This window comes from Cryobacterium sp. TMT1-19, from assembly GCF_004403055.1.
Lineage (GTDB): Bacteria > Actinomycetota > Actinomycetes > Actinomycetales > Microbacteriaceae > Cryobacterium > Cryobacterium sandaracinum.
Genome location: NZ_SOHB01000053.1, coordinates 1 through 26,972, shown reverse-complemented (window position 1 = coordinate 26,972; position 26,972 = coordinate 1). Strand labels below are relative to the sequence as shown.

The following is a 26,972-nucleotide window of genomic DNA, read 5'->3' as shown; positions in this document are numbered from 1 at the left end:
CGCACCTGGGCGCTACAGATGTCGAGCCGACTGCGGGGTGTCTGCACGATGAATCCGCGCCTGACCACCGGCCTCAGGAAAGACAAATACCTGTGTAAACGGCAATTTTCTGCCTTGTGCACCGCGCGACGGAGTTGCCCTCGGCCTCCGTTGTCCCCATGGCGGAGCCAGGCGGCCTTTAAATCCGGGTTTATCGTTTTAAAGCTGACCAAAGTCGATCAGCAGGCGTCTACAAGAAGCAGGAGTTCCCCATGATCATTGGCGTTCCAACCGAAGTCAAGAACAACGAGTTCCGCGTGGCCATCACCGCCGCCGGAGTGCACGAAGCCAAGATTCACGGCCACACCGTGCTGGTACAGGCCGGCGCGGGAATCGCCTCCGGCTTCGCTGACACCGACTACGAAGCCGCCGGTGCAACCATCGTCAAGACCGCCTTCGAGGTGTGGGCCGGCGCCGACATGATCCTCAAGGTGAAAGAGCCGATCGCGGCCGAGTACTCGTACTTTCGTGAGGGCTTGATCCTCTTCACCTACCTGCATCTCGCCGCCGAGCCCGCCCTCGCCAGCGCCCTGCTCGAGTCCGGCGTGACCGCGATCGCTTACGAGACCGTGCAGAAGGCTGACCGTTCACTGCCGCTGCTTGCCCCGATGAGCGAGGTTGCCGGACGCCTCGCCGTTCAGGTCGGCGCCGCGTCGATGACCCGACCGGGTGGTGGCCCGGGCATGCTGATGGGCGGGGTGCCCGGGGTGCGGGCCGCCAAGGTGACTGTGATCGGTGCCGGCGTCGCTGGCTCCAACGCCGCCGCCATGGCCATCGGGATGGGCGCTGACGTCACCATCCTGGACATCAACATCGACCGCCTGCGCGAACTCGACGCCCAGTACGCCGGACGTCTGAAGACCATCGCCTCGAACGCCTACGAGATCAACCGTTCCGTCACCGAGGCCGACCTCGTGATCGGCTCCGTGCTGATCCCCGGCGCCAAGGCCCCCAAGCTCGTCACCAACGAGCTCGTGTCGCGCATGAAGCGGGGCTCCGTGCTCGTGGACATCGCGGTCGACCAGGGCGGCTGCTTCGAAGGCACACACGCCACAACGCACGAGAACCCCACCTTCCCCGTGCACGGTTCGATCTTCTACTGCGTCGCCAACATGCCCGGCGCCGTTCCGCAGACGTCGACCCTCGCGCTGACGAACGTGACTCTGCCCTACGCTTTGTCGATTGCCGACCGTGGCGTGCGTGCAGCATTCGAGCGGGACGCCGCCCTTGCCGGTGGCCTGAACATCGCCGCCGGAAAGGTCGCGAACCGCTCGGTCAGCGTCGCCCTCGACCTACCGCTCACGGATTGGACCGACCTCGTCTCAGAGGTCGAGCTCGCGCTGGTCTAGCAGCACTGGTCGCGGATGCCGGGTACGGCCTGATCGGTCGGCCCCGGCATCCGCGACCCACAATTTCTGCAGAGATCGGTGACCCCGACACTGTGCCCATTGCCTGGACTACAAGGAAGCATCTCCGATGTCGCAAGTGAAAACCAGCACGCATCCAGCGCCGAACGCGCAACCACACCTGGCACGATCGCTCTCGAACCGTCATATCCAGCTCATCGCCATCGGCGGTGCGATCGGAACGGGCCTGTTCATGGGCTCGGGGAAGACGATCTCCCTCGCGGGGCCGTCCGTGATCTTCGTCTATATGATCATCGGCTTCATGTTGTTCTTCGTCATGCGGGCCATGGGCGAGTTGCTGCTCTCCAACCTCGAATACAAGTCGTTCAGCGACTTCGCCGGTGACCTGCTCGGGCCGTGGGCCGCCTTCTTCACGAGCTGGACGTACTGGCTGTGCTGGATCGTCACCGCCATCGCCGAGCTGATCGCGATCGCGCTGTATACGAGCTTCTGGTGGCCCGATCTGCCGCTATGGATTCCGGCGCTCGTGGCGGTAACGATTCTGCTCGGCTTCAACCTCACGAGCGTCAAGGCGTTCGGCGAGACCGAGTTCTGGTTCGCGCTGATCAAAATCGTGGCAATTGTCACGCTTATCGTCGTGGGCCTCGTGATGGTGTTCACTCAGTTCCAGTCCCCCAACGGCACCCCGGCCAGTTTCACCAACCTGTGGAACGACGGCGGGATGTTCCCGACCGGCCCGATGGGGTTCATCGCCGGTTTCCAGCTCTCCGTGTTCGCGTTCCTCGGGGTCGAGCTCGTGGGCACCACGGCCGCCGAAGCGCAGCACCCGGAGAAGAACCTTCCCAAGGCAATCAACTCCATTCCCATTCGCATCATGCTGTTCTACGTTCTCGCCTTGATCATGATCATGACGGTCACGCCGTGGCGTGAGGTCCGCGCCGATGTGAGCCCGTTCGTGGCGATGTTCGCCCTCGCAGGGCTCGGCGGGGCCGCGGCCGTGATCAACTTCGTCGTGCTCACGAGCGCGACATCCTCAGCGAACTCCGGTCTGTATTCAACATCCAGAATGCTTTTCGGGCTGTCGATCGAGGGCACGGCATCGGGGCGGTTCCAACGTCTGACCCGCCACAAGGTGCCGGCCAACGCCCTGCTGTTCTCGTGCATGTTCCTGCTCATATCGGCTGTGCTGCTGTATTCGAGTTCATCGATCATGGCCGTGTTCACCGTGGTGACAACAATGGCGTCGGTGCTGTTCATCTTCGTGTGGACCATCATCGTGGTGAGCTACATCGTGTATCGCAAGCGCCGCCCGGCGCTGCACGCAGCATCCAAGTTCAAAATGCCCGGCGGCGTGTACATGAGTTATGTCCTGCTCGCGTTCTTCGTATTCCTGATCTGGGCGCTCACCCAGAAGACGGATACGCTGCAGGCGTTGGTCGTGACGCCGGTGTGGTTCATCGGGCTCGGCATCGCCTGGCTCATCATCCGCCGTCGCCCCGAAATGGCCGCTCATCAAGAACTTCACCGGGCGAGTGTCGAGGCCGACCGGGCTTTGGCGCTCACCTTCCGCGACTGAGGGTCGAGACGAGCCGGTCAGTCCGAGGCAGCGCGGTGCTCAGCCGGCGTCACAGGGGAGACATCTGCATGTACTGCAGCCTGTCCGCCTCCCGCCGGGCGTCCCGGAGGAGCCTCACCGTTCGCAGCACGAACCCGATCAGCGCCAGCACAGTGGAGACCGCGACCAGGTAGAGGGAAACCGTGACCATGAGGGCCGGCCTCTCCATTTCCACTCCGGGGTAGCCGGCTCCGAACTGCCACAGGGCGTATCCGGCACCGGCAAGCAGAACCACCAGGCCCAGGCTGCCCAGGAACAGCTTCGGGCCGTCGCCTCGCAGAAGCTGCACGATTCCGTCCAGGAGGAACGACGCCGCGAACGGCAGACACACCGTGCCCATCAGGATCCCGCAGTGCGCCACGACCAGCGCCCCCGTTGCGAGCAACACATTATCCGAACTCACGCTTCAGTCCCCCGACTGATTGGCTTTACTGCAAAGTTCAAGCCTAGGTGGGGGCGCGCCGCGAAAGAGGGCTTTGGCCTGCTTTTTTGTCCCCAGTGGGGGTGTCGCGGCAGTGAATATGGATGCCTGCGGCAGGTCTGGAACAGACTCCACACCGGTTCGGAGGCTCCTGATTCGCCCTGCCGAAGCCGTGAGGGGTCACAAATCGACCTTCAATCGACTCAGGAAGGTCGATTTGCGACCCCTCACAGCCGTCTTCAGCCACCGTGGCGGTTGGCGCTATCGAAAGTCGGTGACTTTGGGCCGCCGCTTACGTCATGGAGATGCGGCGAACACCTCGTCAAGCGTGACCAATTCGTTCCCGCCGAAGTATTTTTGTACGTCGGCGGGACATTCCACGGCAGCGATAGAAGGGGGCATATAGACATCAACCCGGTCGCCCACGAACTCGACCTCGATGCTGACGCAGACCAACACGTTGGCAACCCTCGAATTGAATCCACTTCCGGTGGAGCTTTGCCCCGATGCGGCGTAGCTAACCAGCACCTTCGGGTAGGACATTGATCGATCGACTACCGCTCCGAACGCCGCTCCGCGAGCCCAACCGGGTGTCTGTTCATCTGTGTCTTCGCGGATTGTGGCGAACGCCGGCTTGGGCCAGACGTCTCCTGTGGACACCGCATCCAAGTAGCTGTCGAGGTTGTGGCCAATGGCGCTTTCGATGGCTAGGGCGGAGACCTTCTCTATGCTGATCCTGGCCTCAAACATTGCCTCCTCTCGTATATTCGGACGCGAACCTGAGCACGCCGAAAGAGGGAGGATCAGGCACAAAACGAGAGCGGTCTCAACAACCCGTCGTCCTGAATGCCACGGCGCCTTTACGTCACTGTTTAATCGGGAGAGCGTGGAAGGCTGCCTCATCGATGGCGCCTCAATACTCATGGATCCCCCGATTCCCTGGGCCGAATCTAGCGGGCGGGGAACGCTGACTACAGCCCCAGAACGGGCGGGCCGCCCTTACAGAATCGATGACTACTCGAGCGTCAGGAAAACTGTCGCAAGACGCGGCCAATCTCCTGCTGATTCCAACTCCTTCAGAAGCGCGCGCGGTTGCCAGAAATGCTTTGATTCCATGTGCTAAGACCCAATTCCAGCCTGGCTACGCTCTCCGAGGCGCTCCGTGGCCAACTTGATGGCAACGAATAGCGACATCTCGTCGGTCACGGACTGGGGCCCAGCCGCGGCTATGGCATCCTTGAGTCCGGCCCAACGAACCGGTTGAATTCCATCGACGGTCAAATTGCTCGGCGTGAATGTGGACCGATCAAACTCGTCGATCTGCCAGCGGCTCGCCACCCGGAACTCCCACTTATCGAGGTCGAGCGGGTCGTAATCGGCCAAACAGGTCGACGTAACCAAGGCAAAGACATACACATCGGCGTGAAGTCGCTTCGGCTTCCCACCAATGTCAGTGTGGGCGTTTCCCTTTCGCACTTTCCAACGCGGTTTTGTTTGAGAACGCGGATCAGACTTATTCCGGGCCTGAACAAGGCCTGAGGTCTTGACCTCGATGCGGGTGCCGCTGAGCGCCAGCACGTCGTACGCGTCCAACTCGACTCGACTCGCGGGAATTGCGTCTACGGCGAGGCCAACCACGTACTCGGCCAGGTAGCCGCGCAGATTGTTCGTTCGCGCATCTCCCATCCCGAAACGCCAGAAGTCGACCACCTTGGCCTGGGGTCCGTTCCGGAACTCATCGGCTGATTCCAGTTGCCATTTCGCACGAGTCATGCGGCCCCCTCGTTCTGTTTGTTGCTCCAGTCGCAGCCCGAGATGACCCCGCTTGCGCGCCAAGGTAGGCCCAGAACAGGAGTTTGTCTCTGCTCGGAACGTCTCCTGTGATGCATTCCTTTCACCCCAGAGCAGGGGCCACGGAGCATCAGTGACCGAATGTCGGTGGCCCCTGAGACCCTGAACTCCTTCCGACCGAGAGCGCCACGGCCTGGAGGCACCCGATGACCACCCACACCGAAACCGCGCTGTTCCGCCTGATCGACAACTCGGCGACGTCACCCGTGATCCTGCACGCACCGCACGGCGGGCGTGCGATCCCGGCGGAGCACCTGCACTCCTACGCCATCTCACCGGCCGAGTTGGAGGCGGAGAAAGACATCATGACCGACCACTTCACCGACGAACTCGTGGCGGCTATCACCGGCGCGAGCGCGGTCATCAGCGGGCTCTCCCGGTTTGCGGTGGACGTGGAGCGGTTCCCCGACGACACCGAGGAGATGAACGCGGTCGGCATGGGCGTGCTCTACACCCACGGCGACAGGAGATCCGGCGGGTGTCCGCCGCCGACGAGAAGCTCCTGATGGACTATTTCGCGGCCTACTCGGCCCGGTTCACCGAGCGCGTGGACGCGATACTGGCCGTGCACGGGCGAGCCGTGATCTTCGACGTTCATTCCTACCCGGAGGCCCTGCTGTCAGATGAGCTGCACGGCGGCGGCTACCGGGCACCGCTCTGTGTCGGGTCGGAGCCGTTCCACGCATCCGTCGACCTTCTGGCCACGGTTGGCGGATGCTTCCCTGACCTCGACGCGCACGCCAATGCGCCGTTCGCGGGCTCCTACGTGCCGCTCAAGCACTACCGCAGTGATGCGCGGGTGATTTCGGTGATGCTCGAGATTCGCCGGGACGTCTACATGGATGAGGCCTCGGTGACTCGCAAGCCGGAGGGGTTCGCGCCGTTGCAGGTTTCGCTGAAGCGGCTGGTCGACCAGGTTCGATACGGCTAAAACGACGCAGACGGTCACTGCCGGAAACGTACGCACTCTCCCACGGTCGCGCGCAAACCATCGAGTTGCCACGACGCGCCTTCGTCAATCCCGGGCAAGCCCTGTGGCGAGTAGCGCTTGATGGTAGCGGTAGTCCAGACACCTGGTAGCGGCGGTCGGGCATCCGTTTGCATCGAAACGGTGCCGGTCAGAACGGGGCCTCATCGGGCAGCGGTGGCCGGGCGGGTCTCGGCGGCCCGGCGCCGGCCCGAGACGCACCCGCGGGTGCACCCGGAGTGGCAATCGGGGTGGCCGGTTCCGTCACGAATGGGCGTCCGGTCGGTGAGTGCCAGGTGAGGATGCCGCCTGGCTCTTGTTTCACCGTCCACCCGGTCTCCGTCTTCAACGCATGGCAGCCCGGACAGAGATGGGCAAGGTTGTCGTGGGCGGTGTGGCCGAGGTCTTGCCATTCATGGGTATGGTCGAGGTCGGCGCCGCGCGCGGGCTGGTTGCAACCGGCGAAGCGGCAGGTTTCGTCGCGCAGGCGGAGGAACCGCCGGAGCTCTTTCGTCACTTTGTAGCGTGTGCGGCCGACCGAGAGCACGACCCCGGTTTCGGGATGAACCAGGATGCGCGTGAAGCTCGGTGCTCCCGAGGCCAGGTCGCGGGCGGTGTCGGGGTCAATCGGCCCGTAGCCCTCGAGGTAGCCGGGTTCTTCGCTGTGGCCGAGGAGGGTCATCACCGGGACCGTGATCTGGACCGTGGCACGGATGCCTTTGCCGATTCCCGACGGAGTCACCCCGTCGATCAGCAGATCGGTCATCACGTCGGTGCGCACCTGGGTGAGGGAACGCGGCTCCCCCGGCCCCTGCAGGCTGCGCGCGGCGTCGTTCGCCCGGGCGAAGATGGCGTGCACGACGTCGGCGCTCGTGGTCAGGCTCAGCGTCGCCATTCCATCGGGTTCCGCCTGCACCCAGGAGGTGCGTTCCGCGCAGGATTTCTCCCGCCGGGCGGTGATGGACTCCGGGTGCAGGCGCTCGCGGAGCACGCGAGCTTTGTGCTTGAGCTTGGCCGCCGTCAGAGCGCGCGCGGCCGGCAGCAGCGCCTCCTCGAAATCGGGCAGCGCCGCGGTGGGCACCGAGAGGGCCTGCCCGATGATCACCTGGGCGTGCCGGTAGCTGATCTCGCCGGCTTGCAGCGCCGCCCGGGTGCCGGGGAGGTCTTCGGCCAGGGCCCGGGACTCGGCGATCAGCCCCTCGGCGGTGGGTGCGGGAATGCGCATGGTGCAGGCCAGTTCGCTCGAGAATTCGCGCCGGGCGATCTCGTCGGGGTCCCACCGGGAGCTCGTGTTGCGGGGAGCGCTCGCGGCCGTGGCTTCGCTGAACCTGCGGGCGTCATCGATCAGGTCGGCCCGCTGTGCGAAGCCCCGCGCGAGGCTGCGGTCGACGGCGGCTATCGCGTCGAAACGCGAGCCGAGCTGGGCCCGCGAGGTGCTGACAGAGGTGGTCATAGCAGTCACGTTACGGGGTGCCACTGACATTCAACGGCCGTGGCACGGGAGTGTGAATAAGCTGGTCAAAGTAGTTTTGTGGAGGAGTAGTCGGGGGTGTGCGGTGATGGCCGAGGGGCAGCCCGACCTCCCGTACTGGGGGTCCTGTGCGGCAGCGGAAGTCACTGGCCCGCTCCCCCATCCGCGATGCTGTAACCGGGGGACTTGCACGACGCTCGTCTTGGAGATCAACCCTGGAGGAGCATCCGCATGTCTGAGCAGTCGTATCCGCGAGTCGGCGTCTATCTCGACTTCGACAACATCGTCATCTCGCGGTACAACCAGTTGCACGGCGACGGCGCCTTCGGCCGGGACAAGGTGCGCAACCGCGTGTCGATTCAGCCCGCGACCGAGGTCGCCACGCACATCCAGCAGGCCCTGGTCGACGTCGGGGCGATCCTGGACTACGCGGCGGCCATCGGGCCGATCGCGGTCAGCCGCGCCTACGCCGATTGGTCGGCGCCGGTCAATGCGCGCTACCGGAGGCAACTGGTCGATCGTGCCGTCAACCTCACCCAACTGTTCCCGGCCGTGTCGACGCTGAAGAACGGTGCCGACATCGCTCTGACCATCGACGTGATGGAACACCTGTTCCGCCTGGACGATCTCACCCACATCGTGATCGTCGCCGGCGACTCCGACTACATCCCGCTCGTGCAGCGCTGCAAGCAGCTGGGCCGGGTCGTGATCGGCATCGGGGTGTCCGGCTCAACGAGCAGCGCGCTGGCCGCGGCCTGCGACACGTTCGCGGACTACGATTCGCTGCCCGGGGTCATGCGGGTGACGCCCGTCACTCCGGTGCCGTCGGTGGTGACGGCATCCGTCGCCCAACCCGCAACCCAGAAAACGGCGCCGAAGAAGCCCCGGGTCGCCAAGATCGTCGCCACGAGCAAGGTTCAGACGCTGACGGATGCGACGCCTCGGCAGACCGCGCCATCCGCCGGCCACGCTGTGCCGCCAGTCGATCTCGATCTCAGCCCCAGGGCCAAGAAAGCGGCGACCGCGCTGCTGCTGCGGGCGATGGAACACCTCGCCGCGAACCACCTGGAGTGGCAGCATGCCGCCACGCTGAAGAGCACGATGCGACGGTTGGACCCGACGTTTCAGGAACGCGCGCTGGGCTTCAATCAGTTCTCGGACTTCCTCAAGTCCAGGCATCAGACGGTCGAGTTCCAGCAGGCGAGCCCCACCGCCCCGATCCTGCTGAAGGTGCGGTAGCGGCCGGCTGATCTAGGGTGGCCCGCCGGTCGAGCAGGCTGAAACGGATGCCTACCCGCCCAGCCCACAGCATCCGTCGCTACACGGGGGCGAACGTTGCCGCCAGCTCGGCCGGGGCAGCGAGCCGCACGATGACGGGCGTTGCGTTGCCCAGGTTGTCCGAGACCGGGCAGCGAAGTCCGGCCAGGCGGAGCACCTCGTCGCGTTCCGCCGTGCTGGAGTCCCAGTCGAACGCGGCGATGAGCTCGATGCCCTCGAATCCCGCTCGGTTCTCGGACAGCTTGCGCGAACCAATTCGACGGAGATTTTGCCTGAAACGCCCGAAAATGGGCCTCCCAGGCACTTTTTCATGAGAATCTCCGTCGAATTCGTTCCGGGCTTGGCGAAGGAACGGCAGCGGGAGCGGACGGGGGCGGGCGGGACCGGACGGGAGCGGACGGGAGGGAGCGGGCGGGAGCGGGCGGGGCACTAGCGGGGAGCGGGTGCTACTCCGCGCACCACACCCCGGCCTGCATCGTCGCCGTGACGCACAGGCCCGCGTCGAGCACGATCAGGTCGGCGCGGAGGCCGGCGGCGAGCCGACCGCGGTCGGGGAGGCCGATCATGTCGGCCGGGTTCTGGGTGGCCGCCCGCACCGCGACGGCCAACGGCACTCCGGCGGTGTGCACGGCGTAGCGCACGGCTTCGCTCAGGGTGAGCACGCTGCCGGCGATCGTGCCGTCGGCCAGGCGCGCCACGCCGTCGGCGACGCTCACGTCGAGGCCGCCGAGCTTGTAGGCGCCGTCGTCCGCGCCGGCGGCAGCCATGGCATCCGTGACGAAGACGGGCCGCGACGGGCTTTCGATGATGAACCGCACGACGGCCGGGTGCAGGTGAACGCCGTCGGCGATGAGCTCGGCGAAGACGTTCGAGTCTTCAAGCAAGGCGAGAGCCGGGCCGGGCTCACGCTGGTGAATCTGCCGCATCGCGTTGAATACGTGCGTGCCGGCCGTGGCCCCCGCCGCGATCGCCTGCCGCGTCAGGTCGTAGTTCGCGTCGGTGTGCCCGATCGCGGCCACGGCCCCGTGGCCCGCGATCTGCGTCACGGCCGCTAGCCCGCCCTCCAGTTCAGGCGCGATGGTGACCATGCGCACGGTGCCTCGCCCCGCCCGCATCAACCGGTCGACGGTCTCAGTATCAGGCTCGCGCAACAAGCTCTCGTCGTGGGCCCCGCGGTGAGCCGGACTCAGCCACGGGCCCTCCAGATGGATTCCGGCCAGCATTCCCCGTTCGATCAGCCCGGCCAGGGCTGCCACGGTGCGCTCGACTTCGTCGAGGGGACCGGTGACGAGACTGGCCATCATCGTGGTCGTGCCGTGGGCCCGGTGGGTCGCGGTGATCCGCGCCACGGCTGCGTCGGTGTCGGCGTCGTTGAAGCTGCTGCCGCCGCCGCCGTGCGTGTGGATGTCGACGTAGCCGGGCGCCAGGGTGCTCTGCTCGAAGACGTGGTCAGGAGGGCGGGGCGGCTCCCCCGCGCCGCAGGCCACGATCAGCCCCGCACGGATGTCCACCCACCCCGGCGTGTGCACCGCATCGGGTGCGATCACGGCCCGGGCAGCGAGGAGCATCGAGTCGACCGGGATGGGTGCGGGCGGGGTCATGAGGGTGTCTCCAGGAGTCAGCGAGTTGCAGGAACGGGGGTCAGGGTCGAGTCAGGGAGTGCTGCGTCAGATCCCCTGCCAGGCGTGCTTATTGGCCCAGGCGTACTTGTAGTAGGCGAGGTTCTCGAGCCGGGAGGCGGCGGCCTCGTCGACGATGACCGTCACATGCGGGTGCAGCTGGATGACGGATCCCGGCTTGCTCGACGTGATCGGTCCCTCGACGGCGGCGGCGATGGCATCCGCTTTCTCCTCGCCGAAGGCCAGCAGAATGAGGTGCCGGGCCCGCAGAATGGTGCCCAGACCCTGCGTCATGCAGTGGATCGGCACGTCGTCGGGGGATGCGAAGAACCGCGCGTTGTCGACGCGGGTCTTCTCGGCGAGGGTCTTGATGCGCGTGATCGACGCGAACGACGACCCCGGCTCGTTGAACCCGACGTGCCCGGTGCGGCCGATGCCGAGAATCTGCACGTCGATGCCGCCGGCGGCGCGAATGGCTGCCTCGTAGTCGACGCCCGCGGTCTCGATCGTGGCCAGGTCGCCGTTCGGCACCTGGATGTTCCCGGGCGTGAGGCCGATCGGCACGACGGCGTCGCGGGTGATCACGGAGCGGTAGCTTTCCGGGTGGTCGGCGGGCAGGCCGACGTATTCGTCCAGTGCGAAGCCGCGCACCCGGGAGACGTCCATCGGGTTCTCCGCCAGGGAGGCGGCGAGCGCCGCATAGACCGAGAGCGGGGTCGAGCCGGTGGCCAGACCCAGCACCGCGTCGGGCTTCTGGGTGATCAGTGCGCGAATGGATGCCGCCGCGAGCGTTCCCGCCGCGGCCTTACTGTCAACAAAAACTACTTCAGCCATTTTTCGTACTCCAGATTCTGGATTGTGTGGACTAGACCGACGTCGAGGAGGCGGAGTCCGGCGCACTGGCGTCGGGCACCTCGTCGTCGCCGCGGCCGGGGGTCTTCAGATTCCACTTGCGGATCACGAAGCGGAACAGGAAGTAATAGATCGCGCCATACGCCAGCCCGATCGGGATGAGCAGGAGCGGTTTCTCGGCGAGGCCGAAGTTGAGCACGTAATCGAACAGACCCGCGCTGAAGCTGAAACCGTCGCGGATGCCCAGTGCGTTCACCAGGGCCATCGACGTTCCGGTGAGGAACGCGTGGATGACGAAGAGGGGGAACGCCACGAACATGAACGAGAACTCGAGGGGCTCGGTGACGCCGGTGAGCATGGCGGTGAGGGCGCCGGAGAGCATGATGCCGCCGACGATCTTCTTTTGGGACGGCTTCGCCTCATGCCAGATGGCCAGGGCGCCAGCGGGCAGGGCGAACATCATGATCGGGAAGAACCCGGTCATGAAGGTTCCGGCGGTGGGGTCGCCGGCGAAGAACCGCGCGATGTCGCCGCTGGCGCCGTTGTAGTCGCCGATCACAAACCACACCACGGAGTTGAGGATGTGGTGCAGCCCCACGGGGATGAGCAGCCGGTTGGTGGTGCCGTACAGGAAGCCGCCCCAGATGTCGTTGGAGGTGACGACATCGCCGAAGGCAGTCAATCCGCCGGCGAAGGCCGGGTAGACGAAGCTGAGTAGAACACCGAGTGCGAGCGCCACCACGGCGGTGATGATCGGGACGAAGCGTCGGCCACCGAAGAAGGCGAGGTAGCTGGGCAAGGAGATGCGGTGATATTTCTGCCAGAGCACCGCAGAGACGATACCCATCAGGATGCCGCCGAGCACGCTGTAATCGACGAGCACCTGGGGGTCACCCTTGGCCGGCAGCCCCAGTACGAGAGGCGACATCGCCTCACCGACCTTGGAGAAGACGAGATAGCCGACCACGGCCGCGAGGGCGGTCGAGCCGTCGGACTTCTTCGCGAAGCCGATCGCGACGCCGACCGCGAAGAGCAACGGGAGGGCCCCGAACAGCGCCCCGCCCGCCGAGGCGATGACGGCTCCGCCCGTTTCGAAGCCCGGAATGGCGCCGAGCAGGTCAGGCTGACCGATGCGGAGAAGCAGCCCGGCGGCAGGCAACGCCGCGATGGGCAACATAAGGCTGCGGCCGACTCGCTGAGCCTGGCCCAGGCCCGGTATTTTTCGTCGCGTCCCGGCGTCTTCGGTGATGCTGGACATGAATTCCTCCTGTGATGGGTGTGGTGTGTGGGGCCCGGCCTCATGCCGGGCCGGAGATCAGAGCTGGTGCCGGAGATTCAGGGTCATGTGAATCTGGTAGCGATCACCGCGGTACCAGGACGTGACGTACTCGATGGCGGCTGACCCCGCCGACGAGGTGCGACGGAAGACGATGAGCGGCGCCCCCGCGGTGACGCCCAGCGTCTCCGCGAGTTGGGGACCGGCGGCATCCGCCCAGACCGCCTGCTCGGCGTTGTCGATGCGCAGGCCGTATTCGGTCGCGAACGTCGCGTACAGGGAGCGGGTGAGGTCTTGCTCGCCAAGATTCGGCAGCAGCTCCGCCGGATAGTAGCCGCGTTCGAGGGCCATCGGGGTGCCGCCGGCCAGCCGGAGCCGTTCGACGACCTGCACCCGGGCGCCCGCGCCCAGACCGAGTGCCGCCCGCACATCGAGCGGTGCCTCGATCAGCGCGGTGGCCAGTAGGAGTGTTGCCGGAACAAGACCGCGGCGGCGCATGTCCTCGGTGAAGGAGGCCAGATGCAGATCGCTCTGCACGCGCTCGCCCGCCACGAAGGTGCCCTTGCCCTGGATGCGGTAGAGCAGACCCTCCTCGACCAGCTGACGGATGGCCTCCCGCACGGTCGACCGGCTGACGCCGTATTTCGCCATCAGCTTGCGCTCGGGCGGAATCGCGGCGTGTGGAGCCAGGGTCTCCTCGACCAGATCCTGCAGGATCGAGCGCAGCTGCGTTTGCTTGGACACCGGCCCGGCTGCGAGCATTGAGCTCTCCTCCTGGGTCTGGCTCATGGCGTTGCCTTTCACTTGTTGATCGGTTCGGTCGGCGTCGAGCCCGAGTGGTGTAGTACCACTTCCGCTGAGTGGTCCGTACTGGTACGATCCAATAGTTAGATCATGAAGGCAGGGCACCCCACTTGTCAACACCGAGTGCGGCCCGGGCCTTCGATCGAATCGCAGTCGATGAGCCCGTCGCAGTGCCCACCACAGAAGGAACAGAAGATGACTAGCAAAGCCGCGCAGATCCTGGCCGCCCTCGGCGGAAAAACCAACATCGTCGAAATCGAGGCGTGCATCACTCGCCTGCGCACCGAGGTGACCGACCCCGCGGCCGTGAACGAGGCGGCGCTCAAGGCCGCCGGAGCGCACGGTGTCTTCCGTTCCGGCACCATTGTGCAGGTCGTCGTGGGCCCCGAAGCCGACAACCTGGCCGAGGACATCGAGGACCTGCTATGAGCCCGGCCGCACCCGTGAGCGCCTCCGTGGTCGCCCCCGTGATCGTCCTTTCCCCTGTGCCCGGCCGCGCTGTGGCGCTCGCCGAGGTGCCCGACCCCACCTTCGCCCAGGCCATCGTGGGCCCGGGCGCCGCGATCGACCCGCCCCGCGGCGTGGTCGACGCCATCGCCCCGATCAGCGGCACGCTGCTCAAGGTATTCCCGCATGCCTACGTGATCGTCTCCCCCGACGGTCTGGGTGTGCTTGTGCATTTGGGGATCGACACCGTCGAACTGCACGGCGAGGGCTTCACCCTGCGCGCACAGCAGGGCGACCACGTCTCTGCCGGCGACATCATCGTCACCTGGGACGTGTCGGCCATCGAGGCCACCGGACGCAACCCGATCGTGCCCGTGATCATCCTCGAACAGAAGGCGGAGAACATCACGCTGGCGGATGCCGTCACGGCCGGCGCCCAGCTCGAGTCGGGCGACACCTTCCTGACCGTCACGCGCTGAGCGTCCACCGCTGACCGTCGACCGCGGTCGCATCCGCCGGGGGATTCATGGCGCTGGCGCTGGTGCTGGTACTGGTGCTGGTGCTGGTACTCGTGCTCATCGTGCTGCCGCTTGCGGCTCGCCTGCGGCCAGGTCGGAGGTTACGCGGGCGGCCGCGTCGCATATCTCGGAGAGCAGCACCGTCAGGCGCCGCCGGCACCCGTTTCCGGACGGTCGTCGCCAACCTCTTCCTGCGCCATCGCCCGAGCCGAAGCCTCGGGCACCCACATCACGTCGCCGTGCTCGGCGTTGGCTCCCCGGGCCAGCACGAACATCAGGGACGACAGCCGGTTCAGGTACCGCGCGGTGAGCGGGTCGACGGAGGTCGGGTGCAGGTCGATGGCAACCCACACCGCTCGCTCGGCACGGCGCACGACGCCACGCGCCTGGTAGAGCAGTGCGGCTGCGACCGTTCCGCCGGGGAGCACGAAGCCGCTCAGGTCGGCGGCCTGCTGCGCAAAGTGATCGACGGCACGCTCGAGCCGGGCAAGGTGCGACTCGCGGATGCGTGCCGGCGCCGGCTCGGGGTCGTCGAGGGGCACGGACAGGTCGGCCACTAAATCGTACAGGTCGTTCTGCACGCTGGCGAGCGTACTGGTCACCTCGATGGGCAGGCCACCGGCAGCCATGGCAAAGCTGACGGCCGCGTTGGCCTCGTCGCAGGCTTCGTAGGCGGCGACACGCACGTCGGTCTTGGCCACGTCGCCGTGCCGGCCGAAGGTGGTGCGGCCGGAATCGCCCTTGCCGGTGTAGAGGGCCGGTTGGGCCGGTTCGAATTCTCCGAGGTCAGCCATAGCGGCCACTATAGTAATCGCCGCGCCATCCGCGTAGCGTTTAGGCGAGCCGCAAGCAGTTTTCTTCTCGCACCTTTGGCGGCAGTGACGTGACGGGAACTGTCCGATCGACGGGTGTTCGATCACCGAGGAGCGATATGTCCAAGGAATCAGCAGATGGCATCGAGTCGGAACTCGGGGACGCGGTCAGTGAACCGCACCGAGAGGGCCTGGGCACCATCGACAAAACGGTTTTCGGCATTTCCGCCGGCATCATCGTGGTGATCTGTCTGGTCGGGGTGCTGTTCACCGAGGCCGTGGGTGACGTTTCGGCATCCGTTCTCAGCTGGGTAACCGGCAACCTCGGCTGGTTGTTCATTCTCGGGGCGTCGGGCTTCGTCATCTTCTCGTTGGTGCTGGCCTTCGGGAGGTACGGCAGCATTCCGCTCTCCCACGACGGGCAGAGCACCGAGTTCTCGACGGTCTCCTGGGTGTCCATGATGTTCAGTGCAGGCATGGGGATCGGGCTGATGTTCTTCGGCGTGTACGAGCCGGTCACCCACCTGGCGACGCCGCCGCCGTTCGTCGACGCGGCGGCGAACAGCCCGGAGGCTGCCAACGCGGCCATGGCGTACACCTTCTTCCACTGGGGTCTGCATCCGTGGGCGATCTATTCGGTGGTCGGCTTGGCCCTGGCCTACTCCACCTACCGGATGGGCCGCGGCAACCTGATGAGCGCTCCGTTTCAGGCCCTGTTCGGCAAGGAACGGATCGAGGGCAAGGGCTGGGGCAAGCCGATCGACATCCTGGCGATCATCTGCACCCAGTTCGGTTCGGCGACGTCGCTCGGGCTGGGCGCACTGCAGATCGCGGCCGGTGTCTCACTGCTTCGTTCCGGGCAATTCGAGGAGGAACCCGGAACGGTCGTGCCGATCATCATTATCTGCGTGCTGACCGTGGGGGTCGTGTTCTCCGCGGCGAGCGGGGTGGCGAAAGGCATCAAGTGGTTGAGCAACACCAATATGGTGCTGTCGGCCCTACTCGTCGTGTTCGTCTTTGTGGTCGGCCCGACCGTCTTCATCCTGAACCTGTTGCCGTCGTCGATCGGCGTCTATCTGGCCGATCTCGTACCGATGAGCTTCCACTCGGCGGTGTTCGGCGGCGAGGAGTGGCTGGCGAGCTGGACGATCTTCTACTGGGCGTGGTGGATCTCCTGGACCCCGTTCGTAGGCACCTTCATCGCCCGGATCTCCCGCGGCCGCACCATACGTGAGTTCATTCTCGGCGTGCTTCTGGTGCCGACGGGGGTCAGCATCCTGTGGTTCGTCGTCTTTGGCGGCATGGGGTTGAACCTGCAGCTGAACGGTGTCGACATCGCCGGCACCGGCAGTGCGGCGGCCGGCTTCTTCGCGGCGTTGCAGCAGTATCCGTTCTTCATCGGCTCGGCTCTCGTAGTGATGGTGCTCACCGCCGTGTTCTTCGTCAGCGGGGCGGATGCGGGCGCTCTCGTGCTCGGGACGCTGTCGAGTCGCGGTCGTAAGGAGCCCTGGAAGCCGCTGGTGATCCTCTGGGCGATCCTCACCGGCGCCGTCGCTGCGGTTCTGCTGTTCGTGGGCGGGCTGGGTGCCCTGCAGACGTTCACCATCCTGGCGGCGACCCCGTTCGTTCTGATCATCATCGGGCTGTGCGTGTCGCTCTATGTGGATCTGCGTCGTGACCCGTTGCGCAAGCGCACCGTCGGGCCGGTGCGCACCTCCTCGGAGGCGCTCAGCGCGGTCCCGTTCACGAATGCGACCGCGGAGAGCATCGACCTGGGCGTGCAACCGGATGCCGCGTCTCCCCTCGACCCGGATGGCCATCGACCCTGAGACCGGCTTGTTTTTGCAGGCCGATCGCTCACGCCTCAGACTTGAGCGCCTGCAGGAATGCGGTGTTCGGATGCGCGTGCGGCAGGACATCCGTCACCTCGCGCAGCGCCTGCTCGATCGGGATCCCCCGGTGTCTCGCAGCGTAGAGCGCACCGACCGCGGGCGTGCGACTGACCGCTTGCACGCAGTGCACGAGCACGGTGCGTCCCTCGGCGCGCAGGGCCGCGATGACATCGACGGTGTCCGTGAGCACGAAGTCGAGGTTGGGGTTGGCCTTCTCTGCGGGCTCGTCGATCAGCCAGACCGCAACCTTGTTCTCGGCACGGATGCGGCCGGGCACCTGGGTGCGGCCGACCCGGCAGAGCGACACGACGGCGTCGATTTCCGCCGGCAGGTCACCCAGGATGCCGATCGCACCGAGCCAGACGCCATCGTCGTGCGGGTGCCGCACGAAGGTGGAAATGTCGCCGGAGGTGGAGTAGGGCAGGTGATCGGCGGTAGGCCAAGTGGTGGCGGCACGGTCTTTGCGGGACCGACGGTCGAGCACGGCCACGTCGCGGCGCTTGGCTGCACCAGGCTCGTTCCGGTCGGGGCTGGCCCGGTCGCGGCGCTCGGCCAGCCCCGGGGACCTCGACACGCCCGACCACCGGGACCGCCCACCGTCGGCGCGGGCGGCCAGCACACCGCGGCGCACCAGTTCGTCGGCGCGCAGTCCCTCCGGCCAGCCGTGCACGATGCGGCGCCAGGCGGCCGGCACCGCGGATGCGCCATAGCGCGCCCCGAGCAGCCCACCGGCGATCGCGGCGACCGTGTCGGTGTCGCGGCCGCCGCGCACGGCGATCTCGAGGGCGTCCTGCAGGTGCCCGGCAGGGGTGGCGGAGACGGTTTCCGCACCGGAAGCGCCACCCGGCGCGCTCCGCGGCTGGATGATCGCCGACCAGGCCGCCTGCAGCGCCTCCACGACCCAGCCGTTCCGGCTGAAGTCGGAGGGAACGCCGGCCTCGGCCACGATGAAGCGCGCCTCCCAGAGCGCGCGGCGGTCGGCGGGCAGGGCGTCGAGGCCCACCCGAACGTCGAGGGTGCCCTCGAGCACCGCGTGCCGAATGGCCAGGCACCAGAGCACGCAGGCGTCGCCGGCATCCGTTTCATAATGGGTAAGCGTGCTGATCGTGCGGGCAACGCCGGCGAGCGCCACCGGGTCGTCGAGGTAGGCGAGCGCCACGGGCGCCGTGCGCATGAGCGAACCATTGCCGCCGCTGCGGCCGTGCCGGTCGTGATGGGCGCGGGCGACGACGCGCACCGCGGATGCCGTGGGCTCGGTTCGGGAGAGCACCGCGCGCAGCTGGTTGCCCACGTCCGGTGCCGTGCGGGCCCACTCGACCCAGGCAGCCACGATCTCGTCGAGCACGGCCTCGTCGCGGAGGTCCCGCCCGGCCGCGATCGCGTTGACGATCGGCACGGCCATGGAGGTGTCATCGGTCCACTCTCCGGGAGCCCAGTCGAACCCGCCGCCGCCCCTCATCGTGACCACGGCGTCGCTCGCGAGCGGCGGGCCGAACTCGTAGCCGGCGCCGAGGGCGTCGCCACAGGCCATGCCCAGCAGAACGCCGGCGGCGCGGTCCAGTTGTGCGGACGTCAGTTTCAAGCGTTTCCCCCGTGCAATCGTGCGGTCGTGCAGCCAATGAAGTCGGGCTCCGGCAGGCCCGTTTTCCGGGCCCCCCGAGGCACAAACCCCCGCGTCGAGCCTACGGGCGAAACGCCGCATCCGTCGCCGCCGCATTCGAGGGTCAGTGCCGGCCGTGAATCGGGGGTCGTTCGTTTCCCCGCCCGCGGCCCTGCAGCACCTCCGCCCCTAACGAATTCGACGGAGATTTTGCCCATAAACCCTGTTTTCGGCCTCAAACCGGCTCTTTTCGGCAAAATCTCCGTCGAATTGGTTCAAGGCCGGGCACGGGGCTCCGGATGCGGGTCTTCGGATGGGGGGCTCCTCGGGTTCTACGCCGCCGACAGCACCACGGCGGTAACCATCTGGTCCCGGCCGGAATCCTTGGCCTGGTAGAGGGCCGCGTCGGCGCGCGCGAGCCAGTCCGCCACGGTCTCGTCCGGGGAGAGTTCGGCCAGGCCGACGCTCACGGTGCAGGCCAGATCGGGCGCCAGGGCACCCCAGTGGTAGCCGCGAACGGAGGCCAGCAGGCGCTCGCACGCCTGCTCGGCACACTCCAGGGTGGTGTCCGCGAAAACGAGCAAGAACTCCTCGCCGCCCACGCGCACGGCCATATCACTGTCCCGGGTGACGGCGCGCAACAGGGTGGCCATGGCGTTCAGCACCTGGTCGCCGGTGGCGTGCCCGTGCTCGTCGTTGACCCGCTTGAAGTGGTCCATGTCGATCATGGCCACGCAGATCGGTTGCCGGGTGTCACGGGAGCGGCCCATCAGGGGCGGCAGCTGGCGGTCGAGCGCCCGGCGATTGGGCAGTCGGGTCAGCGGGTCGGTGTTCGCCTGGTGGTCCAGATCGTCGGCACGGATGCGCAGCCGCGCCGCATCGAGCTGCGACCGCTCCGCCTCGTGGCGGGCCTGCTCGATCCCCAGGGTGTTGATCAGCATCTGGGACTGGATGCCGGCCGTCTCGGTCGTGCGTTTCAGGATCAGGGCGTGCAGCTTCTCGAAGTGCCCGAGCGCCTGCTCGAACCGGCCGGACTCCTTGTGCATTTCGAACAAGGCCTGCTGCAGCTTGATGTGCAGAGCCGGATCGTCGTCGAGGGCGGCGACCAGCAGCTGGGCGTTCATCATCGCGGTGGCCCCATCGAGGTCACCCTCGGCCCTGGCCACCTCGGCCAGCTGCGCGTCGTTGTTCTCCTCGAGACTGCGGAACCCGTGCGCCTTCGCCAGACGGCGGGCCCGGCCGGCCTGCTCGCGGGCCTCTTCGTGCTCGCCGAGTTCGATCAGGATGCTGACCAGGTTGGTGCGGGCGATGCTCTCGTAGAAGTTGTGCCGTTGGGCGTGGGCCACGGCCACGGCCTCCCGCACGAGCAGGAGGGCTTGCTTCAGGCCCATCTCCACGTTCATGCCCTGTGCGCTCTGCCGCTGAGCCTGGATCAGGCAGGTGTCACCGAGGTTGTTGAGACCCACGAACCGCGCCTCGGGGTCGTCGATCGTGCGCGTGAGGCCCAGCGCCTGCCGCCCCAGTTCGAGCGCCCGTTCGGACTCGCCCATGCCCTCGTGCACCATCGACGAACGGCTGAGCGCCCAGAATTCGGCCAGGGCGCTGCCACTGCCGCGGGCCGTCTCCACTGCCGCGAGCACGTGGCGCAGCGCCGGTTCGTAGAGCCCCGTGTCGCTGTAGGCCAGCACCAGGGTGCAGTGCACCTTGGACTGCCGCAGCAGATCGCCGGTGCCGTCCAGGAACTCCAGCGCCAACAGTCCCTGCTGAACGGATGCCTCATAGTCGCCCAGTCGCAGCCGATGCAGCGCCAGCAGTTCACGGGCCCGCGCCTGCTGCAGCAGCGTCGCCCCGGCCCGGGCCAGCACCGCCTCGGCCTGCCCGACACCGTCGAGATGGCTCCCACTCGCGCTCGATCGCTCGCAGTCGGCGAGGAGGTCGTCGATCGAGGATTCTGGCGCTGGTTCTGGCGCTGATTCTGGCGCCGGCGCTGCGTGAGGCGCTGCTGGTCGTGGCAGGTCGATGGCCGGTTGTCCCCCTGAGTCGTGTGCGGCATCCTGGTCTGAATGCATGTTCAGTCCCCCAACTGTTCGTGCTCAGACTGAACCTAGCAGTCGGCCTGCCTCAAAAAACCGGTTCTCGAGGGCATCGACGATGGCCCTCTGCCCCAAAACGAGGCGCACGCACGCCGACCCGCGGGGCACTCAGGGTGCCGACCTAGGATGAGATCATGACCGACCTCGCCGCTCCCCCTGCTTCCGACGCCCAGCGCCTGACCATGTTCGGGGCGGAGTGGTGCGGCGACTGCCGCCGGTCGAAGAAACTGCTCGACGCGCGGAACGTCGACTACGACTACGTCGACCTCCTGCTCGTGGGAGACGGCGCCGACCGTGCCCACGCGATCAGCGGCCGCACCCAGATCCCGGTGATCCTGTTCCCGGACGGCACCCATCTGGTGGAGCCCAGCGATTCGACTCTGCATGCGAAGCTGACCCAGCTCGGCAGCATCCGCTAACCGGCTCGCTTGCCCTCTCCGCAGCGGGGGCCGGCTCGCCTGCCCGAGTGCCTGCGCCCGGTTCAGGGCAAGTAGTCGGCGAGCACGTGCGCGGTCACGAGCGCGAGCTTGCGGTCGAGCCGCTCATACAGGGGCATCAGTGCCGTGGCGCCCGAGGTCGTGTGTACCACCCCGGCAGAGTCGAAGATCGCGATCGGCTCGAGGTCGCGCAGCAGCGCCCAAAACGGCTGGAAGAAGTACACGCTGCGACCGCCCGCCTCGAACTCATCGAGGGTCATCGCGACATACTCGGCCCGCGCCCGAACGGTGGAGGGGAAGTCGCGGAAGAACTCGCATCCGGGGTTCTCCGGATCTTCGTCGTGCAGCATGGGCGCCGGAACCGCGTACCACTCGTACCGGTCGTTGGTCGCGGTGGCCAGCGCGCTGGCGATCACCCGGTAGGTCAGCGCCCGGGCGGACGTGGCCGGTGTGGTCTTCGGGATGCCGAGTCCGGTCGCCACCTCGATACGCTTGACGATCGTGTGCGGGTTGAGCGCGGCCAGCATCTGGATCCAGCTGATTTTTTGCACGACCCCGTTGACCAGGAATTTGCAGCCGCCCTCGAGGTCCCACTGCACGCTCATGCCGTCCTGCTCGTCATGCACGATCAGGAGGCGGTCGGCCTCGTCGACCTCCACCCCGGAGATGCGGAGATGCGGATGCCGCCGCACCAGTTCGCTCGCTATCCACCACATCTGGGCGGTGAGGAAGCGGTCCGCCGGCGGGTTGTAGACCTCGTAGCCGTCGACCTCGCTCTCGCTGACGCCGCCGCTGTCGCCGCTGTCGCCACCGCTGTCGCCGCCACTGTCGCCGTCGCGGCCGGGCAGAAAGTTCTCGCCGGAATCGTTTGACTCTGCATCACTCATAGTCGCGTCCCTCCACTCGATACGGCTCTGCCCGCTCATCATCGTCGATCCGGGCCCCGAGCGAAACTCCCCGTTCGAGGTCGGTCGGCGCACGGGGTTCCTGCACAGCCGGACCCGTGCGGTGATTCTGCACACGCTGCGTCGGCCCCGAGGTCCCGACCCCGGCCCGCGCCTACGGTACCGGCATGACCATCGCCGAGAGCCGTTCCCGTTCCCGTCACCGCTTCTCCGCCGATTCCGTGGGCGCCTACCTGCACGAGATCGGCCGTGTGCCGCTCCTGACCAAGACGGATGAGATCGAGCTCGCCCAGCGCATCGAGGTCGGGCTGCTCGCAGCGGAGAGACTCTCACGGCTGCGGCCGGGTGCTTCCGGCGAGGGGGCCGCCGACTTCGGGGAGGAGCTCCGCTGGCTCGCGGCCGACGGCGGGCGGGCCATGAATCACCTGATCTGCGCGAATCTCCGGCTGGTAGTGTCCGTGGCCCGGCACTTTACCGGCCGCGGGCTCGACCTCCTCGACCTGATCCAGGAAGGCAATCTCGGCCTGATCCGGGCGGCCCCACGTTTCGACCACACCCGCGGTTTCAAGTTCTCGACCTATGCCACCTGGTGGATCCGCCAGAGCATTCAACGCGCGCTGGCCGACCAGGCCCGAACCATCCGTCTCCCGGCCTACCAGATCGAGGCGCTCACCGCCCTCAACCAGGTGCAGCACCGGCTGCGGCAGCGGTTCGGCCGCGACGGCACCATCGCGGAACTCGGCCAGGCCAGCGGGCTCACCACGCAACAGATCCTGACGCTGCGGAACCGCACCGGCCAGCCGCGGTCGATCGACGCCCCGGTCTGGGCCGACCTCGGCAGCGGCCTCGAGAACGTGCCCTTCGGCGACACCATTTCGGATGTCGCGGCGCTCGACCCGTGCGACGCCGCCGGCCGCACCCTCCTGCTGGAGCGCCTCGCCTGCCACCTCTCCCTCCTGCCCGACCGCGAAGCCAGCGTCCTGAGCATGCGGTACGGCCTCGGCGGCGACATCCCGAAGCCCCGGCGGGAGATCGGAGCGCACTTCGGTGTGTCCTACGACCGGGTGCGGCAGATCGAGCTTCGGGCCCTGGCCCGGCTGCGGCCTCCGTTAGCCTCCGGGCGGGTTCCCGGGGCGCGGGTCAGCGCCAGCGCGGAGACTGCGGAACGGGGCGGCGGCAAGTTCGCGGCAGCATCCGTATCTCGAAGTGCTTGACGGCGAATCCTCCGCGAGCGTACCTTCAAACTGTTGCCCCGGACCCCGGCGACCGCACTGGAAAAGCCGACTGAGGGGGTTCGATGTTTGGGAACGCGGGTGCACAACCGCCGAAGGACGCCGAAGGCCGGGATTTGATCTCCGAGGCGTCGTGCTCGGTGCCGCTGGGGCTGGCGTGTCCCGCAGAGAGCAGCATCTCCCTGGTGAACGACAATTCGGTCGGGAACTGGCTCGAGGACTTGCCGGAGCGTTCCTGGGATGTCGGCCCGGGAGAGTAGTCCCGTCGGCCCGGCCCGAGGCGGCCCGAGCGGCGCATTCGCCCTCGCGCGGGAGCTGCACGAGCCTGGGAATGAATCCACAGAAACATGTGTTTGCATAGAAGTCGGCATCACGCCGGACTGCGCAGCTCAGAACGCGCATGCCAGACCCGACGCCAACAGCATACCGACCAGCTTCCCGCCAGAAAGGGACCCCGTGACTCCGCACACCTCCGGACTGCACCACGTCACCGCGATTGCCGGTGCACCGCAGCGCAACATCGACTTCTACGTGACCGGCCTCGGCCTGCGGCTCGTGAAGAAAACGGTCAACTTCGACGACCCCGGCACCTACCACCTCTATTACGGGGATGACGCGGGCCGCCCGGGTTCGCTGCTCACCTTCTTCCCCTGGACGGGCATCTCCAGCGGGCGCCCCGGCTCGGGCCAGTCCACGTCCACCGCGTTCTCGGTGCCGGCCGGCAGCCTCGGCTGGTGGGCCGGCCACTTCAGGCAACTCGGCGTCGAATCCGAATTCGTGCGCCGCTCCGCCGACGAGGAACGCCTCTCCCTGCGTGACCCCGACGGCCTGCAGCTGGACCTCGTGGCCTCGTCGACGGTTGATCCGCGCAATCCGTGGGACTCGGCATCCGTGCCCGCCGAGTACGCGGTGCGCGGCCAGCATTCCTCGGTGCTCACCGTCGCCGACCCGACCGGCACCGTCGAGGTGCTCACCCGCGACCTCGGCATGCACGTGATCGAGGAGACAACCGACCGCATCCGGGTGGGTGCCGGCGACGGAGCCCCCGGCAACATCGTGGACATCCTCGCCGACCCGAACGGACAGGTCGGCCTGACCGCCGGCGGCAGCGTGCACCACATCGCGTTCCGGGTGCCGGACAAGACCACGCAGGAGCAGTGGCGCCAGGAACTCGTCGCGCGCGGCTACGGCGTGACGGCGATCCTCGACCGGCAGTACTTCACGTCGATCTATTTTCGCGAGCCCGGCGGCGTCTTGTTCGAGATCGCGACGGACACCCCCGGCTTCGACATCGACGAGCCACTGCTGGAACTGGGCCGCTCGCTCAAGCTGCCGCCGTGGCTCGAGCCCAGCCGGGACCAGATCGAGCGCGCCGTCGTTCCGATCACCCTGCCGAGCGAGAACAACCCGGCCCTCGTCGCGGAGAAGTAGGACCCTCGATGACCGAGCAACGCGACTCCCCACAGACCGATCTCGACTGGGTGCACGTTTTCCGGGCGGGTTCGCCGACGGCATCCGGCGACTCCGGCCCGCCCGGCTCAGACCCCACGGATGTCTCCGCCCCCGTGCTGTTGATGCTGCACGGCACCGGCGGCGATGAGCAGGAGATCCTCACCCTTGCCGACGCGCTCGACCCCGGCGCGACCGTGCTCGCCCCGCGCGGTCGCGTCACCGAGGGCGGCATGCTGCGCTGGTTCCGCCGCCTCTCCGAGGGCGTGTTCGATGTCGAGGACGTGGTGCTGCGGGCCGGCGAACTGGCCGGTTTCATCGCCCGGGCCCGGCAGCACTACGACCTCGGCGGGCGCCGCATTATCGCCGTGGGCTTCTCCAACGGGGCCAACATCGCCCTGGCCACGGCCCTGCTGCACCCCGACGTTCTCGACCGGGTCGTCGCGTTCTCCGGCATGTTCCCGCTCGACGATCGCGCGCTCGCCACGGACCTCGCCGACACGACGGTGCTGATGCTCAACGGACGCTCCGACTTGATGGCCCCGCTCGCGAGCGCCGACCGGGCCGTCGCCACCCTCATCGGGCGCGGCGCCCAGGTCGACCGCGAGCTGCGCGACGGCGGTCACGGCATCGCCGCCACGGATGTCGCCGCCGCCCGAGCCTGGCTGGCCCGCCCCATGCAGACCCGCGCGTAGGCGTGCCGTGAGGGAGCAGCCCGTCGGGCCGGGACTCGATTTCGAGTATCGAACGCAGCGACAGCGCGTGCTCTTCGGCACCGGGCGGGCCGGCGAGCTGCTCGGCGAGGTGCTCGGCGAGCAGCCGGCCACGGTGCAGGCCGGCGGCACGGTGCAGGCCGGTGGCACCGGCACCAGCACGGCGAGCGTGATCGCTACGGCGGGCACCTTAGGCGCCAGCGGCACCCCCGGCGCCCCGCGCGTGATGGTGATCGCGACCCGGCGGGAACTGGAGCGGTCCGCGGCGGTGCTCGCCGGCATCCGTTCGGTGCTGGTGTTCGATGAGGTCGTGCAGCACGTTCCGGCGGAGTCGGCCGAGCGCGCCCATCGGGCGGCCCAGGCGGCTCGCGTCGACGTGGTCGTTGCCCTCGGCGGCGGGTCGGCGATCGGGCTGGCCAAGATTCTCGCGTTGCGCAGCGAGCGGACCGGCGGACTGCCGATCGTGGCGGTGCCCACCACCTATTCCGGTTCGGAGGCCACCGCGGTCTGGGGCTTGGTCGAAAACGGGGTGAAGACCACCGGGTTCGATCCGAGGGTCCTGCCCGGCACCGTGATCTACGATGCCGACCTCACGCTGTCCCTCCCCCGCGAGCTGAGCGTGTCCAGCGCGCTGAACGCCCTCGCCCACGGCGTCGACGCCCTCTGGGCCCCGGGCGCGAACCCGGTCAGCGCGCTGCTCGCCGCTGAGGGAATCCGGATGCTGGCCCACGCCCTGCCGCGAATCGCCGTGGCTCCCGGGGCCGGCCCGCACACCGCGGAGGCGGCCGGCTCGGACACATCGGGGAGCGATCCGGTTCTGGGGGGCGGCGGCATCCACGGAGCCCTGGCCGCCCGAAAGGATGCCCTCTATGGCGCGTATCTGTCGGCGAGCGCGTTCTCCAGCACCGGTTCGGGCCTGCATCACACGATCTGTCACGTGCTGGGCGGGGCTTTCGGGCTGCCGCACGCGCAGACGCACGCGATCGTGCTGCCGCATGTGGTCGCCCTCAACGCGCCCGCCGCCACCGAGGCCGAGGCGCGGATAGCCGCCGCCCTGGGCTCGCGCACCGCCGTCGAAGGGTTACTCGCCCTGCGGGACAGCCTGCACGCACCGACTGCGCTGCGGGACTTCGGGTTTCAGGAGTCGGACATCGCCCGGGCCGTGGCACTGATCCTGCCGGCCGTTCCCGCGTCGAACCCGCGCGCGGTCACCCCCGACGACCTGACTCTGCTGCTGCGGAATGCCTGGTCCGGCGCCGCCCCGGGCGGGCGCTAGCCGCTGGGCGGGCGGTGCGGGCGGGCGGGCGGGCGGCG

Annotated in this window: 26 protein-coding genes; 13 read left to right on the top strand and 13 right to left on the bottom strand. The window is 67.4% G+C overall.

Features of this window, described 5'->3' with window-relative positions; all coding sequences use genetic code 11:
- Nucleotides 1–251 precede the first annotated feature (251 nt).
- On the top strand, nt 252–1,388 hold the full coding sequence (ald, locus tag E3T40_RS13485; protein WP_134544141.1) for an alanine dehydrogenase: 1,137 nt from the start codon (nt 252–254) through the stop codon (nt 1,386–1,388).
- Nucleotides 1,389–1,515: 127 nt separating this feature from the next.
- Nucleotides 1,516–2,982, top strand: a complete 1,467-nt coding sequence (cycA, locus tag E3T40_RS13480; protein WP_134544138.1) for a D-serine/D-alanine/glycine transporter — start codon at nt 1,516–1,518, stop codon at nt 2,980–2,982.
- Nucleotides 2,983–3,031: 49 nt separating this feature from the next.
- Here the strand turns inward: cycA and E3T40_RS13475 are convergent, their stop codons facing one another.
- From E3T40_RS13475 to E3T40_RS13465, 3 genes are all read right to left on the bottom strand, one after another.
- Nucleotides 3,032–3,424 (bottom strand): hypothetical protein, encoded by a 393-nt coding sequence (locus E3T40_RS13475; RefSeq protein ID WP_134342788.1) that lies wholly within the window; start codon nt 3,422–3,424, stop codon nt 3,032–3,034.
- 315 nt (nt 3,425–3,739) lie between these two features.
- A complete protein-coding gene (locus tag E3T40_RS13470) occupies nt 3,740–4,192 on the bottom strand; it encodes a hypothetical protein (protein WP_134415699.1) in 453 nt (150 codons plus the stop codon).
- Between the two features lie 369 nt (nt 4,193–4,561).
- On the bottom strand, nt 4,562–5,215 hold the full coding sequence (locus tag E3T40_RS13465; RefSeq protein ID WP_134544135.1) for a hypothetical protein: 654 nt from the start codon (nt 5,213–5,215) through the stop codon (nt 4,562–4,564).
- 224 nt (nt 5,216–5,439) lie between these two features.
- On the opposite strand from E3T40_RS13465, the gene E3T40_RS17165 reads away from it, so the two are divergent.
- Both E3T40_RS17165 and E3T40_RS17160 read left to right on the top strand, forming a co-directional pair.
- The gene (locus tag E3T40_RS17165; protein WP_241981785.1) at nt 5,440–5,799 is read left to right on the top strand and encodes an N-formylglutamate amidohydrolase; all 360 of its coding nucleotides are present in this window, start codon (nt 5,440–5,442) and stop codon (nt 5,797–5,799) included.
- Complete coding sequence (locus E3T40_RS17160; RefSeq protein WP_241981784.1) at nt 5,772–6,224, top strand: N-formylglutamate amidohydrolase; 453 nt, start codon at nt 5,772–5,774, stop codon at nt 6,222–6,224. Before E3T40_RS17165 ends, E3T40_RS17160 begins: the two co-directional genes overlap by 28 nt.
- A gap of 187 nt (nt 6,225–6,411) precedes the next feature.
- Here the strand turns inward: E3T40_RS17160 and E3T40_RS13455 are convergent, their stop codons facing one another.
- On the bottom strand, nt 6,412–7,713 hold the full coding sequence (locus E3T40_RS13455) for an HNH endonuclease signature motif containing protein (protein WP_166786642.1): 1,302 nt from the start codon (nt 7,711–7,713) through the stop codon (nt 6,412–6,414).
- 249 nt (nt 7,714–7,962) lie between these two features.
- Here E3T40_RS13455 and E3T40_RS13450 point away from each other — a divergent pair, with 249 nt between their 5' ends.
- Nucleotides 7,963–8,970 carry an NYN domain-containing protein gene (locus E3T40_RS13450; RefSeq protein WP_134544126.1) on the top strand — a complete coding sequence of 336 codons (1,008 nt, stop codon included), beginning with the start codon at nt 7,963–7,965 and terminating at the stop codon, nt 8,968–8,970.
- Between the two features lie 79 nt (nt 8,971–9,049).
- On the opposite strand, the gene E3T40_RS13445 is transcribed toward E3T40_RS13450, so the two are convergent.
- The 5 genes from E3T40_RS13445 to E3T40_RS17405 form a co-directional block, all read right to left on the bottom strand.
- On the bottom strand, nt 9,050–9,313 hold the full coding sequence (locus tag E3T40_RS13445) for a hypothetical protein (RefSeq protein ID WP_104193800.1): 264 nt from the start codon (nt 9,311–9,313) through the stop codon (nt 9,050–9,052).
- 142 nt (nt 9,314–9,455) lie between these two features.
- Entirely contained in the window at nt 9,456–10,610 is a 1,155-nt protein-coding gene (gene nagA, locus E3T40_RS13440) for an N-acetylglucosamine-6-phosphate deacetylase (RefSeq protein ID WP_241981783.1), read from the bottom strand.
- A gap of 66 nt (nt 10,611–10,676) precedes the next feature.
- A complete protein-coding gene (locus E3T40_RS13435) occupies nt 10,677–11,462 on the bottom strand; it encodes a glucosamine-6-phosphate deaminase (RefSeq protein WP_104171483.1) in 786 nt (261 codons plus the stop codon).
- Nucleotides 11,463–11,493: 31 nt separating this feature from the next.
- Nucleotides 11,494–12,738: a PTS transporter subunit EIIC gene (locus tag E3T40_RS13430; RefSeq protein ID WP_104171484.1), complete on the bottom strand. Its 1,245-nt coding sequence runs from the start codon at nt 12,736–12,738 to the stop codon at nt 11,494–11,496.
- A 57-nt stretch (nt 12,739–12,795) separates the two neighbouring features.
- A complete protein-coding gene (locus E3T40_RS17405) occupies nt 12,796–13,545 on the bottom strand; it encodes a GntR family transcriptional regulator (protein ID WP_134374105.1) in 750 nt (249 codons plus the stop codon).
- 171 nt (nt 13,546–13,716) lie between these two features.
- Here E3T40_RS17405 and E3T40_RS13420 point away from each other — a divergent pair, with 171 nt between their 5' ends.
- Nucleotides 13,717–13,989, top strand: coding sequence for a glucose PTS transporter subunit EIIB (locus tag E3T40_RS13420; RefSeq protein WP_255408595.1), 273 nt, complete (start codon nt 13,717–13,719; stop codon nt 13,987–13,989).
- The gene (locus tag E3T40_RS13415) at nt 13,986–14,486 is read left to right on the top strand and encodes a PTS glucose transporter subunit IIA (RefSeq protein WP_104171486.1); all 501 of its coding nucleotides are present in this window, start codon (nt 13,986–13,988) and stop codon (nt 14,484–14,486) included. Before E3T40_RS13420 ends, E3T40_RS13415 begins: the two co-directional genes overlap by 4 nt.
- Before the next feature lie 182 nt (nt 14,487–14,668).
- Here the strand turns inward: E3T40_RS13415 and E3T40_RS13410 are convergent, their stop codons facing one another.
- A complete protein-coding gene (locus E3T40_RS13410) occupies nt 14,669–15,319 on the bottom strand; it encodes a cob(I)yrinic acid a,c-diamide adenosyltransferase (RefSeq protein ID WP_104171487.1) in 651 nt (216 codons plus the stop codon).
- Nucleotides 15,320–15,456: 137 nt separating this feature from the next.
- On the opposite strand from E3T40_RS13410, the gene E3T40_RS13405 reads away from it, so the two are divergent.
- On the top strand, nt 15,457–17,166 hold the full coding sequence (locus E3T40_RS13405) for a BCCT family transporter (protein ID WP_134544123.1): 1,710 nt from the start codon (nt 15,457–15,459) through the stop codon (nt 17,164–17,166).
- Between the two features lie 28 nt (nt 17,167–17,194).
- Here the strand turns inward: E3T40_RS13405 and E3T40_RS16745 are convergent, their stop codons facing one another.
- Both E3T40_RS16745 and E3T40_RS13390 read right to left on the bottom strand, forming a co-directional pair.
- Entirely contained in the window at nt 17,195–18,811 is a 1,617-nt protein-coding gene (locus E3T40_RS16745) for an ADP-ribosylglycohydrolase family protein (RefSeq protein WP_198412001.1), read from the bottom strand.
- A gap of 350 nt (nt 18,812–19,161) precedes the next feature.
- Nucleotides 19,162–20,694 (bottom strand): GGDEF domain-containing protein, encoded by a 1,533-nt coding sequence (locus E3T40_RS13390; RefSeq protein ID WP_134544120.1) that lies wholly within the window; start codon nt 20,692–20,694, stop codon nt 19,162–19,164.
- A gap of 362 nt (nt 20,695–21,056) precedes the next feature.
- Here E3T40_RS13390 and E3T40_RS13385 point away from each other — a divergent pair, with 362 nt between their 5' ends.
- Nucleotides 21,057–21,341, top strand: coding sequence for a glutaredoxin family protein (locus E3T40_RS13385; RefSeq protein WP_104193797.1), 285 nt, complete (start codon nt 21,057–21,059; stop codon nt 21,339–21,341).
- A gap of 62 nt (nt 21,342–21,403) precedes the next feature.
- Here the strand turns inward: E3T40_RS13385 and E3T40_RS13380 are convergent, their stop codons facing one another.
- Nucleotides 21,404–22,246, bottom strand: coding sequence for a hypothetical protein (locus tag E3T40_RS13380; protein ID WP_134544117.1), 843 nt, complete (start codon nt 22,244–22,246; stop codon nt 21,404–21,406).
- Nucleotides 22,247–22,431: 185 nt separating this feature from the next.
- Here E3T40_RS13380 and E3T40_RS13375 point away from each other — a divergent pair, with 185 nt between their 5' ends.
- The 4 genes from E3T40_RS13375 to E3T40_RS13360 all read left to right on the top strand — a co-directional run bounded on the left by E3T40_RS13375 (nt 22,432) and on the right by E3T40_RS13360 (nt 26,934).
- Complete coding sequence (locus tag E3T40_RS13375) at nt 22,432–23,478, top strand: sigma-70 family RNA polymerase sigma factor (protein ID WP_134544115.1); 1,047 nt, start codon at nt 22,432–22,434, stop codon at nt 23,476–23,478.
- 474 nt (nt 23,479–23,952) lie between these two features.
- A complete protein-coding gene (locus tag E3T40_RS13370; RefSeq protein WP_104099468.1) occupies nt 23,953–24,927 on the top strand; it encodes a ring-cleaving dioxygenase in 975 nt (324 codons plus the stop codon).
- A gap of 8 nt (nt 24,928–24,935) precedes the next feature.
- Nucleotides 24,936–25,640 (top strand): alpha/beta hydrolase, encoded by a 705-nt coding sequence (locus E3T40_RS13365; protein ID WP_134420854.1) that lies wholly within the window; start codon nt 24,936–24,938, stop codon nt 25,638–25,640.
- 7 nt (nt 25,641–25,647) lie between these two features.
- Nucleotides 25,648–26,934, top strand: a complete 1,287-nt coding sequence (locus E3T40_RS13360; protein WP_241981782.1) for a maleylacetate reductase — start codon at nt 25,648–25,650, stop codon at nt 26,932–26,934.
- The last annotated feature ends 38 nt before the right edge of the window (nt 26,935–26,972 follow it).

What these genes read in the sequence shown, in the direction of transcription:
- E3T40_RS13455 (WP_166786642.1), bottom strand. Translation starts at nt 7,713, where the DNA reads ATGACCACCTCTGTCAGCACCTCGCGGGCCCAGCTCGGCTCGCGTTTC.
- E3T40_RS13420 (WP_255408595.1), top strand. Translation starts at nt 13,717, where the DNA reads ATGAGCCCGTCGCAGTGCCCACCACAGAAGGAACAGAAGATGACTAGC.
- nagA (WP_241981783.1), bottom strand. Translation starts at nt 10,610, where the DNA reads ATGACCCCGCCCGCACCCATCCCGGTCGACTCGATGCTCCTCGCTGCC.
- E3T40_RS13365 (WP_134420854.1), top strand. Translation starts at nt 24,936, where the DNA reads ATGACCGAGCAACGCGACTCCCCACAGACCGATCTCGACTGGGTGCAC.
- E3T40_RS13385 (WP_104193797.1), top strand. Translation starts at nt 21,057, where the DNA reads ATGACCGACCTCGCCGCTCCCCCTGCTTCCGACGCCCAGCGCCTGACC.
- cycA (WP_134544138.1), top strand. Translation starts at nt 1,516, where the DNA reads ATGTCGCAAGTGAAAACCAGCACGCATCCAGCGCCGAACGCGCAACCA.
- E3T40_RS17405 (WP_134374105.1), bottom strand. Translation starts at nt 13,545, where the DNA reads ATGAGCCAGACCCAGGAGGAGAGCTCAATGCTCGCAGCCGGGCCGGTG.
- E3T40_RS13430 (WP_104171484.1), bottom strand. Translation starts at nt 12,738, where the DNA reads ATGTCCAGCATCACCGAAGACGCCGGGACGCGACGAAAAATACCGGGC.
- E3T40_RS13405 (WP_134544123.1), top strand. Translation starts at nt 15,457, where the DNA reads ATGTCCAAGGAATCAGCAGATGGCATCGAGTCGGAACTCGGGGACGCG.
- ald (WP_134544141.1), top strand. Translation starts at nt 252, where the DNA reads ATGATCATTGGCGTTCCAACCGAAGTCAAGAACAACGAGTTCCGCGTG.
- E3T40_RS13435 (WP_104171483.1), bottom strand. Translation starts at nt 11,462, where the DNA reads ATGGCTGAAGTAGTTTTTGTTGACAGTAAGGCCGCGGCGGGAACGCTC.
- E3T40_RS13450 (WP_134544126.1), top strand. Translation starts at nt 7,963, where the DNA reads ATGTCTGAGCAGTCGTATCCGCGAGTCGGCGTCTATCTCGACTTCGAC.
- E3T40_RS13380 (WP_134544117.1), bottom strand. Translation starts at nt 22,246, where the DNA reads ATGAGTGATGCAGAGTCAAACGATTCCGGCGAGAACTTTCTGCCCGGC.
- E3T40_RS13415 (WP_104171486.1), top strand. Translation starts at nt 13,986, where the DNA reads ATGAGCCCGGCCGCACCCGTGAGCGCCTCCGTGGTCGCCCCCGTGATC.
- E3T40_RS13465 (WP_134544135.1), bottom strand. Translation starts at nt 5,215, where the DNA reads ATGACTCGTGCGAAATGGCAACTGGAATCAGCCGATGAGTTCCGGAAC.
- E3T40_RS13410 (WP_104171487.1), bottom strand. Translation starts at nt 15,319, where the DNA reads ATGGCTGACCTCGGAGAATTCGAACCGGCCCAACCGGCCCTCTACACC.
- E3T40_RS13375 (WP_134544115.1), top strand. Translation starts at nt 22,432, where the DNA reads ATGACCATCGCCGAGAGCCGTTCCCGTTCCCGTCACCGCTTCTCCGCC.
- E3T40_RS13470 (WP_134415699.1), bottom strand. Translation starts at nt 4,192, where the DNA reads ATGTTTGAGGCCAGGATCAGCATAGAGAAGGTCTCCGCCCTAGCCATC.
- E3T40_RS17165 (WP_241981785.1), top strand. Translation starts at nt 5,440, where the DNA reads ATGACCACCCACACCGAAACCGCGCTGTTCCGCCTGATCGACAACTCG.